This window comes from Mesorhizobium sp. B2-8-1 (assembly GCF_006440955.1).
In the GTDB taxonomy this organism is placed as follows: Bacteria; Pseudomonadota; Alphaproteobacteria; order Rhizobiales; family Rhizobiaceae; genus Mesorhizobium.
The window spans coordinates 130,297-144,705 of record NZ_VFTX01000013.1; the positions used below are offsets into that span (position 1 = coordinate 130,297).

At 56.3% G+C, this 14,409-nt stretch carries 6 protein-coding genes, 1 tRNA gene and 1 pseudogene; 2 read left to right on the forward strand and 6 right to left on the reverse strand.

Features of this window, described 5'->3' with window-relative positions; translation table 11 throughout:
* Nucleotides 1-498: 498 nt before the first annotated feature.
* The 6 genes from FJ428_RS27500 to FJ428_RS27525 form a co-directional block, all read right to left on the reverse strand.
* Nucleotides 499-4,176 (reverse strand): caspase family protein, encoded by a 3,678-nt coding sequence (locus FJ428_RS27500; RefSeq protein WP_140880560.1) that lies wholly within the window; start codon nucleotides 4,174-4,176, stop codon nucleotides 499-501.
* Nucleotides 4,177-4,448: 272 nt separating this feature from the next.
* Nucleotides 4,449-8,039, reverse strand: coding sequence for a caspase family protein (locus tag FJ428_RS27505; protein ID WP_181167412.1), 3,591 nt, complete (start codon nucleotides 8,037-8,039; stop codon nucleotides 4,449-4,451).
* Between the two features lie 200 nt (nucleotides 8,040-8,239).
* Nucleotides 8,240-9,013, reverse strand: coding sequence for a lysozyme (locus tag FJ428_RS27510; protein WP_140880562.1), 774 nt, complete (start codon nucleotides 9,011-9,013; stop codon nucleotides 8,240-8,242).
* 25 nt (nucleotides 9,014-9,038) lie between these two features.
* The gene (locus FJ428_RS27515) at nucleotides 9,039-11,096 is read right to left on the reverse strand and encodes a caspase family protein (RefSeq protein ID WP_140880563.1); all 2,058 of its coding nucleotides are present in this window, start codon (nucleotides 11,094-11,096) and stop codon (nucleotides 9,039-9,041) included.
* A gap of 38 nt (nucleotides 11,097-11,134) precedes the next feature.
* Entirely contained in the window at nucleotides 11,135-12,277 is a 1,143-nt protein-coding gene (locus FJ428_RS27520; protein ID WP_140880564.1) for a hypothetical protein, read from the reverse strand.
* A 571-nt stretch (nucleotides 12,278-12,848) separates the two neighbouring features.
* A tRNA-OTHER gene (locus FJ428_RS27525) sits at nucleotides 12,849-12,925 on the reverse strand.
* A gap of 847 nt (nucleotides 12,926-13,772) precedes the next feature.
* Between FJ428_RS27525 and FJ428_RS27530 the strand changes: the two genes are divergently transcribed.
* Both FJ428_RS27530 and FJ428_RS27535 read left to right on the forward strand, forming a co-directional pair.
* Complete coding sequence (locus FJ428_RS27530) at nucleotides 13,773-14,003, forward strand: helix-turn-helix domain-containing protein (protein ID WP_140880565.1); 231 nt, start codon at nucleotides 13,773-13,775, stop codon at nucleotides 14,001-14,003.
* Nucleotides 14,004-14,109: 106 nt separating this feature from the next.
* Nucleotides 14,110-14,271 (forward strand): annotated as a pseudogene (locus tag FJ428_RS27535) (JAB domain-containing protein); the annotation flags it as partial.
* Between the last annotated feature and the right edge of the window lie 138 nt (nucleotides 14,272-14,409).

The window sequence follows — 14,409 nt, forward strand, 5'->3', positions numbered from 1 at the left end:
AAGGAAGGCAAGAGAAGACGCCATACTGTTATTCGGCAGTGTCACGAGTTCGCGCCCAGATTCCACGTCCCAGACCTTGACCGTTCGATCCAGGCTGCTTGCCGCAAGTAGTTGTCCATCTGTGGAGAATGCTACAGAACGCGCGCTATGGTGAATCCCACTCTCAACATAGAGTTCAATGCTTGGTTGATCGACAGGTGCGCTGGCAGCCGACTTTACAAGCAGGGACAGCACGACTAGCAGCCCCCCCACCGTTCTGGCAACTCCCAAGCACGATGCTTTCGGCCGCAGAGCCCGACAACTCCCAGCGATCGCATTAGTAAAGTTTCGAGATTTCACTGTGTCCACCCCGCGATGCCAAACCGGAGGATCCCGTGAATTTTTCGCGAAATATTGCGACTTAAACAGAAGTAATCTTAAGCTTGGTCACGTGACGCATATGGAAAGACCCAACTCAATTGTGCGCTCAAAACTAACGACCTGCAAGTCTCCTAGAGCCTACTGATTTCTCAATAATACTTCATGCTGATTTCTCACAAAATCAAACAGTGCTGGCGTTTGGGCGTGGCGGGTGGTGTCTTCGAGCAGGTTGAGATCGGGGCTTGAGTCCCTGGTCTTCGGGATTTTGCCGGCGAGCACGTCCTGATAGAGCCCGGGGACACGAGTCTCGGCATAGGTTAGCCATTCCTTCATGGTGACCGCGCCGTCGCGGTCGGCGTCGGCTGCATCCTTGCCATCTTGACCGGCCTTCAACCCTTCTCTCACCAACGCGTAGGTCAGCAGTCCCTGGCCGAGTGAACCGCTCTCCAGAGCAACGTCGTCGGCCTGCGTGGCCGCAAGGATGCGCATGCCCTTGTCATAGGCCAGTTGACCAAGCCCGCGGTCGCCCATCGGGCCAGGCTTGAAGCCTTCCGGCACCCCCGCCGCTGAGTGACAGGCATCCACGATCATCACCATCTCGCCGGCATCGACATCGCGCAGCCACGCCGTCAGTTCCTCACTCGAGATCATTCTGTAAAGCTTCGTCAGGTCGTTGCCCGAATCCGACGGCAGGATGTAGAAGCGGCCCTGCTCGGCATGGCCATGGCCGGAGAAGGCAAGGACCACGAGATCGTCCGGCGTCACTTTCACAAGCCGGTCTATGACAGGGCCGAGTTCCCGCCGCAGCCGCTCCCGCTCCGTCTCCCCCTTGCCTGCCAGAAGATCCAGCACTGCCCGGATGTCGGCCTTGGTGGCGTGATCGACCGCCGGCTTATCCCCATCTTTGCGCGCATAGTCGGAAGTCAGCAAGACTGGTACCACATCGTAGCCCTTGATGCTCTGCAGCGCCGTCTCGATCGCCCTGGCATCCGCCACCGCGAAGTTCAGCCGCAGGCTTTGCTTCTCGTACTCATTCACCCCGACCGTCACCACATAGGCATGCGGCTTGGCCGGAACAGCTATGCCTTGCGGCACCGCGTAGCTGTCGTCGGTCCACGTCGCGCTCTTCACCCGGTCCTCGTTGAACCCATAGGCGGTGAACGTCACCTTCTTGCCCTTGTCCCCGCCGGCAAGCCGGACCGTGAAGACGTGCCTGGCCGCGGTCTTTCCGGTCGCCATCTCCACCTGCGAGGTGCTGCGCCATGCAGCGAGATCGTCGCCGACCATCGCCGCCGCATTGTCCTTCGGCTCCGGCCACTGCCCTACAATCTGCCCATCTCGAAACAGCCGCACGTCGTAAACCCCGGTGCTCGTCTTGCCGTTCGGCTGCGTGGCATCAACCTTCCCCGAAGCCTCAACCTCGACCAGGGCTACATCGGGCGTTGGCCCCGCCTTCACACTCACAATCCGCACATCCGGCTGGATCCGGTTCAATGATGCCAACGGCCGCACCGGCTTGAATGCCTCCGCGCACGCGTTCGCGTTCTTTCCGCTCGCCTCCGCCTCATGGCACGCCAGCAAACGCCCAAGCAGGTTTGGCTCGAAATAATCCCGCATGAATACGTCCGGCGAAAGCGGTCGCAACGGGTCATCCGGCATCAGCCAATTTACGCCTTCCAGTTGGCTTAGATCGCCGGCGTCAAACTGCCCAACAGAATCCGTCATCGCCCATTCATGGGGACCATACCTGAAGATTTTCGCCAGTTGAGTTCCACCATCTGTCTCAAATATGGTGACACTTGGCTCTGACTCGCTCGACGTCATAAAGTACCTGCCTCGATCCGACACGACAGGACAATAGGCTCTTTTCTCAGATAATCTGCCTGAAGCGTACTCTTTCTTACTATTTGTTTCCCAGACCTTCTCACGATTCCCGACTACCGCAAAAATATATTCCCCATACCGCGAAAAGGCCTCGCACAACGTGCGCTGACTGGAGAGAAGCTCTATTTTCCCCCGGGGTATTGATCCAAGGAAAGTCTTCCCCCCATTCATAAGCAAAAAATGAGATCCATCACGGGAGAATTTGAGGTTGGGAAAATCGACACCGGCTCTTCCAATGGCCGTTGGCAGTTTGAAATCCTGCAAGCGTTTTCCTGTCGCGGTGCTCCATAGCACAGCACGGCTTTCGTATACCTCCAACACGTGAGACGCTTCCGCCGAATAGGCAAGTAACCGCGGTCGTCTGGACTTCTTCCCAAAAGTGTTCTTTATCTCTCCCGTCATCGTATCTATCAAATGAAGAACCCCACTCTGATCAGAGGCGACCAAACTTAGATCGTCAATAGAAAGAGAAAATATAGTATATTTACCCATTAAGTGACGAGTAACACCGCTATTTACGTCTCGAACCGTAAGATGACCGTCCTGGTCGTCATCATCGACCTCTACTAAATCTCTGTCGGGTCGGATCTCGCTTTTGTCGACAGTGGCGGACTTGCCGTTGCCGAAAAGCTCTAGGGAACCGCCTTCCAGAAACAGAACGATGCCCTCATCGGGCGTGAATGCGACGTCCGGACTAATAATCGGTACGCCAAGCGATTGTATCGGCTGACGCCTCCTGACATCCCACAACCTAAGCCTATTGTTGTCCGCAGCAGCTACGATAGCGCCATCGGGCGAGATCGCTACAGCGTATGGCTCTTGTTTCTCTTCTAGCGCTTCATCGTTTTTCTCAAAAAATGCCTTCAGGGAAGGCAACATCAGTTGTTGAAACAGGAGTACAACGCTTCCAATTCCGGGAAAGAGGTCGAAAGTCAAATATGGTGATCGTGAAGAGTCAGAATGGGCGAGTGTGCCTATGACATTTCCTGTTACGCCGTCGAACAGTTTTAGCTCCGTTGTAACCACTACATTACTATTCGGAATGAAACGCGCAGAGTTGCTTGGTCCATTGACAAGCTCCTTGATCAAGGTTCCGGTTCTGGAATCATACAGACGAACCGATGTATAGGCAGACACCACGATGCGACTGCTATCTGATGAAATGTCGAGCCCTACGGAGAGGCGCTGATTGACAGGAAAACTGGTGATCAAAGATCCACTTTTTGCATCCCACTGACTAACTTTTTCGTCCGCCTGCGAAAGTGCGACCTCCCCTAAATTCTCAAGCCCCGAAACTATTTGTTTTTTTTCTGGCACCTGCGGGGTCCGATCGATCGCAAATATGCTGCGACCATCGATCGAAAAGCGCCCCGATCTAAATGACCCCGTTGAAAATACGCGTTTGATAGCCTTCGATCTGGCATCTCTCAGGAGTAGTCCGTCATCTCCTGACGATAGCACCTGCTTTCCATCAGAAGAGAACACTATCGATTTGACGCCATTGCCTTTTATCTCCTCGGTGCGCTGTCCTGTGGCAACATTCCACACCGATATGAGTCCGTCGTCTCCTGACGACCAAAGCTCATGCTCGTTTGCAGGAGAAAATGCGAGACTGAACGTCTGTCCACTATGGCCTTTCCATCTGCGGATCAGATTGCCCGAAACGACGTCGTACAAATTAATGTATTGGTCATTGGCTGACGCCAGTAATTTGCCGTTGGGAGAAAACGCAACAGCAAGCAGCAAGCCTTCATGTCGAAGGTTCGGCATAACTCGTACACCCTCTTCTGACTTCGCACAGAGGGCCCCTCCCGTCCAAATCGGGAAGGACAAAATCAAGGCGGCAAATAAGGCCATTAGACGAAACAATGCCTCTACGCGGTCCCGCGTAGTTGGCATAGCAAACGCATCAGTCGCGACGGCAAAGCACATAATCAGGCTCCGTCTCTAGGGCTCGATCACCCCCGATATAGCTTTCTTAATACGCAGCAGAGGCATCAGTTTCTTCTGCTTGATCGGGTACCTAAAATAGCAGAAAGCTGCCTTTGAGAAAATCCGGCTAAGACAGGCGGGGCTGGTGGCTCGATGCCCTGCATCTTGCTGTCAGTGCTCTCCCGGACAGAGTTCGGCGTAGATCACGGGGGATGGGCGCGATGTTGAACAGCGGCTGGCGATTTGCCTTTCCTGAGGCCAGCCTGCGCCCCTCATCGGGATGAAATTGCAGTTTCCGGATTACGTGCAAAATCAAACAGTGCTGGCGTTTGGGCGTGGCGGGTGGTGTCTTCGAGCAGGTTGAGATCGGGGCTTGAGTCCCTGGTCTTCGGGATTTTGCCGGCGAGCACGTCCTGATAGAGCCCGGGGACACGAGTCTCGGCATAGGTTAGCCATTCCTTCATGGTGACCGCGCCGTCGCGGTCGGCGTCGGCTGCATCCTTGCCATCTTGACCGGCCTTCAACCCTTCTCTCACCAACGCGTAGGTCAGCAGTCCCTGGCCGAGTGAACCGCTCTCCAGAGCAACGTCGTCGGCCTGCGTGGCCGCAAGGATGCGCATGCCCTTGTCATAGGCCAGTTGACCAAGCCCGCGGTCGCCCATCGGGCCAGGCTTGAAGCCTTCCGGCACCCCCGCCGCTGAGTGACAGGCATCCACGATCATCACCATCTCGCCGGCATCGACATCGCGCAGCCACGCCGTCAGTTCCTCACTCGAGATCATTCTGTAAAGCTTCGTCAGGTCGTTGCCCGAATCCGACGGCAGGATGTAGAAGCGGCCCTGCTCGGCATGGCCATGGCCGGAGAAGGCAAGGACCACGAGATCGTCCGGCGTCACTTTCACAAGCCGGTCTATGACAGGGCCGAGTTCCCGCCGCAGCCGCTCCCGCTCCGTCTCCCCCTTGCCTGCCAGAAGATCCAGCACTGCCCGGATGTCGGCCTTGGTGGCGTGATCGACCGCCGGCTTATCCCCATCTTTGCGCGCATAGTCGGAAGTCAGCAAGACTGGTACCACATCGTAGCCCTTGATGCTCTGCAGCGCCGTCTCGATCGCCCTGGCATCCGCCACCGCGAAGTTCAGCCGCAGGCTTTGCTTCTCGTACTCATTCACCCCGACCGTCACCACATAGGCATGCGGCTTGGCCGGAACAGCTATGCCTTGCGGCACCGCGTAGCTGTCGTCGGTCCACGTCGCGCTCTTCACCCGGTCCTCGTTGAACCCATAGGCGGTGAACGTCACCTTCTTGCCCTTGTCCCCGCCGGCAAGCCGGACCGTGAAGACGTGCCTGGCCGCGGTCTTTCCGGTCGCCATCTCCACCTGCGAGGTGCTGCGCCATGCAGCGAGATCGTCGCCGACCATCGCCGCCGCATTGTCCTTCGGCTCCGGCCACTGCCCTACAATCTGCCCATCTCGAAACAGCCGCACGTCGTAAACCCCGGTGCTCGTCTTGCCGTTCGGCTGCGTGGCATCAACCTTCCCCGAAGCCTCAACCTCGACCAGGGCTACATCGGGCGTTGGCCCCGCCTTCACACTCACAATCCGCACATCCGGCTGGATCCGGTTCAATGATGCCAACGGCCGCACCGGCTTGAATGCCTCCGCGCACGCGTTCGCGTTCTTTCCGCTCGCCTCCGCCTCATGGCACGCCAGCAAACGCCCAAGCAGGTTTGGCTCGAAATAATCCCGCATGAAAATCTCGGGGAGAAGGGCCTTGAAAGGATCGTCGCCGACGACCCAGCTGACCAGCGGCATGGACTCTAGCGTCGAAGAATCAAATCGGCCGTCGACGTCGAAGCTCATCCAGCAAGATGTCGGAGCCGAATGATCCGCGTCATCATGGCCACCGCCAGCTTGCTTGCCTTCAGCACCGGTCGCGCAGGTACCCTCGCGCCCCAAGACGATCGTCTGGATCAGCTTTCCGCTTTGAACGTCCCATACCTTTGCCGAGCCATCGGCACTCGCAGAAACCAGCAACTTCCCGTCGTCGGACACGTTCAGTGAAAAGATTCTCGCCACATGGCCAAAGAACGATCTCTCGATCTTATCGGCGGCATAGTCGAAAATTGCGATTTCGCCATCATCCCTGCCGAACGCAAGCCGCCTGCCATCCGGGAAAAACGTCAATCCAAGCAAGGGGATTTCCATGGTCTTGAGGTTCTCACCCGTACTTACATCCAACAGGCTGAAACCTTCAGCGGGCTTGATGACGGCAATCTTCGAACCGTCGGCCGAAAACCCCAACCCTCCAATGTTGGACGAAACGCCAACGAGATTTTTTATTCGCCGACGACTTTTGGCATCCCAGAGCGAGATCGTCGCCCTGGCTTCGTCCGACACGGCTATCATGCCTCCGTCGACGGAGACCGCGATGCAGCGACGCCTGTCCGCAACGCTGTTGTCCAGTCCGAAGCGGGCACGAGAGTCCAGATCCGAAATCAACACGCGACCCGCGCCGTCGGTCGTCACCAGCTGATGGGTTTTGGGAAGGAACGCTTGAACCGCGCCATAGCATTCATTGTGATGATCCAAATTGCCCTCTTGAAGGCGCGAACCAACCTTCGAGTCGATGACCCAAAGATGCGTTTCGACCTTCGAATCGGCAACCAGGAGGTAACCGTCCGTGGACAGCGCGATGGACCTCGGATAGATCGGCCCTCTTCCCAGACTCTCGAACACGCCTCGGCCATCGTTGTCGCGCCATAGAGCGACCGGCCCCGCCTCGGGTGCTAGCATCAAGTGGTTTCCGGAAGGCAGAAATGCCGCAGACCCTACCGGATCAATCGATGCGCCGACGGTCTTGTCGCCCCTGTCGGAATTGGCGTTCAGGAGAACGATAGGAGAACTGTTCGATCGGAGTCCGACGGCCAGAAGCGTTGGTTCTGCGGGCGAGAAACCGACGGAGTCGAGGTCGCCGTCCACGGGAACCGTGCGCAAAAGCTTCAGACTTTCCGCATCCAGAAACTCAACAATCCCCAAGCGATATCCAAGGGCTATGTAGCGGCCATCGGAAGACATGACGGATTGCGTTGGCATGTTTTTCCGAACCGGAATTCTGGCCAGCACGCGGTTGCCCAAGTCCCTGATCGATATTTCTTTATCGGTGGTGACCAGTATCTTCCTGGCATGGTCCGAAAAGGAAACGCTGGTGACGTCGTCACCGAAATCAAACTCGGTGTCCTTGCCGCCCCTGGGGTCAAAAAACAGGACCCTGCCGGGGCTCGATGAAGTGGCCGCCCACCCGGTGCCGTGGCTTTGGATCCCGTCGTAACTCATGTCGAGCGTCTGACGGGAATATATCGGGGCTGCCGCGGCAATGTCGAATACCTCGATACCGCCTGCCTCGGCGACGCCGATTTCTTTTCCATCGTTCGAAAATGCGACGGAATAGATCGCCTTCTGATGCGTCGAATACTCCTGTATGATACGGCCGGTCCCCAAATCCCATAGGAGCAGCCGTCCGTCAGCGCCTCCCGTTACGGCGGTCAGCCCATCCTTGGAGAACGCCAGCGAACTGGTTGGCAGACCAGACGAAGCGCTGGAATTGATGACGCGCAAGAGACGCCCGGTATCCGCGTCCCAAAGCCTTGCTGCCGGATCACCATATGCGCCACCTGTGGCCAGCAGCTTGCCATTGGGAGAAAACACCACGAACGACGCCTCCTGCACCGGCCGCAGGTTGGGCACCAGGGCAGCAAAATTGTCGGGATCGCGACCATCAATGTCCTGTGTAAAAGCGGCGCCGCACAACACCGAATAAACCATGACGAAGTACAGCACCTCGAAAGTTGTACGGCGTGGTCGCATGCGCACCCTCATTGAAAGCTGCCGCGGCTTGCCCTGGACTGTCTTTGCAACAGTGTCAGGCACAGTCATCGCTGCCGAAGATCGACGCGCCACTGCAATGAGCGACGGATCGCAGCGAAGCAGCGCGCAACGATGCATTCGCTTATGACTCCTCGCGCGCTACTGGATCGAGAGCCCGCATATCCCCAGTGTGGTACTTTCTAGTTCGGTGCTTTCTCTGCAACAACATCGATATTGAGAGGCGACAGATCCTCGCCCGGAATGGGCGCTGGCTTTGGTACCGGCTTGCCGTCGAAGAACATCTTGATCTCGTCTTGGCGGCGCTTCTTCAATCCCTTTAGTTCTACGCCTGCCGCGCGTGTCCACCTGAGGAACTGTTCGGGCACGCGATCAAACTGTTTTTTCTTTACGACCGCGAGCAGAGTCGAGTTCTTGAAGTTGTTACCACCAACATTGAAGGCGAAGTCGACGAGCGCGGCATAGGCACCCTCGTCGATATCTTTCGGCACGGCCAGCTGCACCGTAATCTGGGCCTTCGCCATGTCCTCGATAAGCAGTTCTTCGCCGCGCTTTTTCGAGATGCCTTTCAGAAACTCCACTTCGTTGCCTGTACCATCACAGTTCTTTTTAGGAGGTTTTTTTGGCAAGAGGTGGCCGTACCCGACAGTGCAGTAGCCAACGGCATCGTTGTAGCGCTTGGGAACCCATCCTTCCCATTTCTTGGTCAATTCAATGCCTGGCTGGAATACCTTGCGCAGGTCCACCCCCTGCGGCAATACATCCTTGGCGACGCCCAGAAGTTCTTCCAGGAGTATACCTGGCGCATTCTTGCCCTTGAGGGTTTTGACCACCTGACCGGCTTGGACATGTGCGATGGAGACCGTAGTCAGGCATAACGCCAACAGAACAGACCGGGACCATTGCGCTTTTTTGGACCATTGCCCGTCCGATTGCGCATTCTTGAAATCTGTCATTTTCTGTCCTTCTCCTACTACCCAATTAAGGTTGAAGTTCAATATCCAGCCGCGTGGTTGCCCAGGAATCAAGGTCAAAATCCGGAACCTCCGCGGAATCCTTGAAAGCAGGATTCGAGAGTCCGTCGAGAAGCCAGCCAAGCGGGCCGGCGTCTTTAGGATCTAAACCTTGCTGCTCCAGGAAATGGACGTTGACTGGCGAAGTCGTCGCAAGCACTAGGTACGATTCCAGGCCGGCGGGCTTACCTGCCTTCAGGGGCGGCTTTGTCCTGAGTGTGACACCGGCCTGCAATTTTTCCCCCGAACCACCGTCTCCTAAGACATCGACAGAGCCACCGCTTCCCAGTTCAATAATCGAAAAAAAGAGATCCGTTGATCCGGTATTTGCAACGCTGAAGCGAAAATATTCTCCTCGGTTCATCGGCTCTATGCCCGATGACACTACAGGAACTTCGCTCACCACACTTGTCTTCCCGCTCTCCGTCTTAACTGCCACGCGGACAAGAGAAATCTTGACCGCGCCAGCCAGCGGGGAAACGCTGTTCGTTAGCGCGCGCAGGTTTTCCTGCCGAGCTATCTTCTCAAGGGCACCTGTAATGCCATCGACAGCGGCACCGTCATCCTTTGCCGAGACTGTGTAGCCGTGCATGGCTCCAACCTGGTCTCGTGGGGTAATATAGTAGACCCTGTCGCAGGCGGAACTGAGCGACTTGTGATCCTCCATCGGAACAAGCTTGCCACCGTTCAGGCAACCCATCGCGATCATCATCGATGCCTGGCCTGGATCCTGCGCCGTCCTCACCAGCGCGTTGTCGCGCAGCCGGTCAGTGAGTGCAGCCTTAATCGGCAGAACAGCCGCCGCAATGCCGAGCTCTGGCGGCGGATCGGCAATAGCCACCGCAAGCTTTTGCTCAACTGAATAAGGCGAGACGATCCGAACTTTCGACGCTGTGGTCACGGGCTCGCTCGGGGCCTTAACTAGCTTGGCAACCGACGACGCGACGTCTGACGAAATCACGACTGCGCTCGCGATCTTGCCGTCCTCGCCAACCAGTTTGGTTGCCTTGCTGGAATACACGGCCAGAAGCGCGCCTGGTTGAATACCCTGCGCCTCGCCAACCGCGACGAAAATCTCGTCCTGAGCCACATTCGTTACCGGGATGAAAGGGGTCTGGCGCGTTCCAAATCCCCCAAAAACCACTCGGTCGAAGTCTCCTTCCGCTTGGGGATGCTGAGATGGAGCACGTTTCTGAACGGACCTCTCGGTTTGCACAACTGCTTCGCGATAAGTCAGTTGTGGAGATCGCTTGAGTGTCTGGACCAGATAGTAAGTTAGCAGTCCGTCATAATTCCCATCAATATGATCCTCATTGGACACCTCATCAGCCTGGGACCCCTCGATAATAGAGTATGACCTGCCTGAATCCGCGATCGACGCATTCCTGACTTGATGCTCCGCAGGCACCGCGTCTTTCAACAGCCTACCGTCCAGGGGCGCCATTCGACCAACAAGCGTCGGCTCTTTCGAAATCGTGCCTGAGTGGCAGCTGTCAAAGATCAGCACGATGTTGTGGGTGTATTGCTTGAGTTCGGTCAGCCAGGCCTCGATTTCATCGTCGCGTATGTCGGTGCCACCCGGTCCACGGCTGTCCTGTGCCACGATGGTCTCATCATAACCATCGCCCTCGTCGCCATTGTCATCGACCGCCAGGGAGCCGTGACCGCTGAAGTAAAACAGGAACGTCGCATCTGGATGCGCCTTTGCCTTCTCGATCAATTGATCCGCAAATGCCTGTCGAATGCCTGCGTGGGTCGCCTGGGCGTCCAGCAGAATACGGAAATGATCGCTGTCGTCGGGAACGCTGTAGGTGCCGGTCAGCAGTTCCTTCACGAGGCCAACGTCGTTCGCGGTGCCACGAAGATCCGAAGCGTTGTAGGCGGAGCTGGGCGTCTTTGCGTAGCTGTTTATGCCAACAAGAAGCGCGAACACGCCCGGCTCTTCTGCAAAAACGGTGCGAGGACATGCTATTAGAAGCAAAGCCACCAAAAGCGCCCGGTAATGCCGCTTGTCTACTGTGAACATCGTTTCGCTCCCGGGAAATCCGCAAAGATATTCGAATCCTATTGTGCAGGCCAGTCGTTTGCGCTGAGCGGCAAATTCAGTGCGCTCAGATCTTCAACCAAATCGCCCCTGCCGCAGCTGGCGCCATCCTTGTATTGCACTAGCGCCGCATGGAAGCTTCGAAGGAAGGACCAGTAGACCAATGCCGCATCCCTAGAGGTGACGAATTTGTTGAGTTTGTTCTTGAGAGCGACGCAACTGTCGTGGATTTCCGTTTCGGATACTGGCTTGGGGGATGCAAGCGGCATGCCGTCCGTGATCGCCTTAGCAAATCCGGCATCCTTGTCGGTTCCCGCAGATATCAGATCGATAACCGGTGCCCGTGCTGCTCCAACACCGCTCTTCACCTCGGTCAGCGGGAGGGCGAAATTAGAAATTTTGAACCCTTCAGGCGAAAAATTCGTCGGCAGCTGCGAGTTCAGTGTCTTCAGGTATATGTTTACCTTGAAGTTGGTTCCGTTATATCGCAATTGATTGGGAAATCCGTCATCCAGCAATGTGAACGCGCCGGTGGTGTTGTCGACGATCGACACGTCGGTATATTTGCTGAGGAGTTTGGTGAGGATGGTCGCGAAAGGAGCATAGGCGTCTGAAACCGCCTGAACACCCGGTGACAAGCCGGACAGAGAGGCGGTTTTTGATAGTTGCGACAACTCGGTCAGCAACGACATGTCCACCGAAGTATTGGAGCTATATCTGACCTTCATCGAGAACGAGATTGTATTTGTCTCCGAATCCACAACAATGTCGTCGACGAGGATACCGTTCCTGTTGATGACGATGTTTGACTTCTCGGATGTCGTGACAAAGAGGAATTTGCTCTCTTCCCACGTTGCCGACATGATCGGCTCGGTGGCAATGATCTTGTCGCCAATCGCCACATCGAGACTTACGATATAGTTTCCTGACTTGTTTTGGAATCTCGATTTTATCAACGATTGCAGGAACGCCGAAGCCGATTGGCTTCTTGCAACGCCATCTTTTCCAGTAAACGCGAAATCGTATGTGATGAGCCCATAAACCAGCCGAGGCTCAACGTCCGCGAAGCTGGGGCGCGTTACGGAGGTAAACTCATCGGCCAGTGCGCCAAAGGATTGGGAAAGTACTAGAACAAGAGCTGCAATCAGTTGCTTGAAGCGCATTTCACCCCCCGATTGGCTTCTTAAATCGTACTCTCCATTTCTATAATTAGAAAGGGGAACGCATACTCAATGAAGAGATTTCTGTTCCGTAGCACCACAGGTTAGCCGGCTGCAGTCGATAATCTGCGTCCCAAAAGATGAACAACGAAGTCGACGCGCCGTCCATGCCAAGCTAAAAGAAATTGAGTCCCTACCTGACACACGCTGACGGACCGACAGGCGCACCCCGCGAGGCTACAGCATTGGTGCTGAGGAAATCTGCTGCGTCGCTTGATCAGAGGCATCAGCAAGATCTCGGTAGACCGACCTACGCGAGGTCAACCATCTAACTGGCGGCGGATCAGGGATATACCCGCGACGATCCTCGCAAGACAGGTCAGCGCCGCTGTACAATAGGCGCCTCAAGCGGCTGGTTGGCCAGCCCATCGCAGGAACGAAAATGGAAGAGAAGCAGAACTGTTGTGTGCAATTTTTGCACACAACTTCTCATAACTATTTGATTTTATTTATCTATCTGCCCTATCCATCAACGGAGTATCCGGAGGGGTTGGGCAGCAGACACGACACAATGTGCGGGTGGTCGGGCTCGAACCGACACTCCTTTCGGAACTGGAGTTTGCATCCGCTGCCTCTACCATTCGGCCCCGCCGCACCTTGCCGCCTATCCTAGCCTACCGTTGCTAGCAGGCACGCTGCTCTTCCGTGGGGCGGATTCGCAGTTTGTCCACAACCCCATTTCTCGCAGGAGCGCGATTTCGGCGTCGGACGCCGCCAACCGTCCAAAACCGGCTGAAAAGCGGGCTTAATTTCCCAAAATCGAGCCGGTGCGACCCAACTCTGAACGCCAGAACAATCAGCGATTTCAGCCGGTCAGAATGGCGCGCCCGGTGAGATTAGAACTCCTGCCCCCAGATTCGTAGTCTGAGGGAACGAGGCCCCGGCGGACCGGAAAAGCCGCCCCGTGGATAGATGCGTGCCGCCCGCAGGCAGCATTCGGACCACCGCGGACGGGGACAGTCGGTCCCGCGTCCCGTCCTCCCGCCGGCGCTATGCTGACGCTCCTACGGCTGTCCCGTTCACCGCCCGCGGCGGGGGCGAATTTCCTCCGTCCTACGCGCGCGACAATCGTCCGCTGTTGCGGACGCCCGAAGGACTGCGGCTTATACGCCGTTCTTCCTTAGAGCGCCGACGCTCGCCGGCGCGGAGCGGTAGGTTAAGGATGTCACTGTCTCCGGAACGTTGGCGATCACGAGAGTCAGATTGGTGGTCGCACCTTCCCACCGGCCTTTTTCTAGCCGGAAGCCCGAGACGGTCCTACCGTAGTCAGAATCCGCTTTCAGTCTTGCGCGAAGTCGCCGTAGAGGTCCGTGACGCACCGGTATCGACAGATGTTCTCAATGAAGATCGCTTTGTAGAGCCCGAGCGCGGGAGGTCGTGTCCGTCTTCACCATTCGCGGACCGATCATCCCAACCGAGACTTAGTTTGAGGTACAAGATGACCGAACCACTGTATCTGACGCCCGAGGAAGTGACCGAACGTTTTCGCGGCGCTATCTCGACCGGGACATTGGCCAACTGGCGAGCAATGCGCATCGGGCCAGCTTTCGTGAAGATTGGAAAGTCCATCGTCTATCCCGTGGCCGACCTAAACGAATGGGCAAGTCAGCAAACCGTTTCGTGCCGTGCGACAAATCGACTCAACGGGAAGCAGCATGAGCAATCGTGAACCTAGTCGAATAGAGTTCGCATACGCACCCAGAAACCGCCTCCACTAACCTCACTATCGCAATTTTATCATGAAATATCAATTAGATATGAAGCAGAGACGGGTGATGCACAACCACCCGTCGGGCGATCCGACGCCATCACGTGCCGATATCGACATGACCAAAGAGATCATCGACGCTGCCAAGCGGCTGGGCATTTCCGTGCACGACCACATCATCATCGGTCGCAAGGGCTATTCCAGCATGAAGGGCTTGCTGCTGATCTAGATCATCGGCTCGGCGAAGCTATCCGAATGAAAGCAGGCAATTCGCCGACGCAGTCTTTCGGCTTAAGAATTGAAAAACGTTCAATTCTGGAACGAATGACCCGCAATTGGGGGCCACATCGCCATAGTTTTCCAAGTT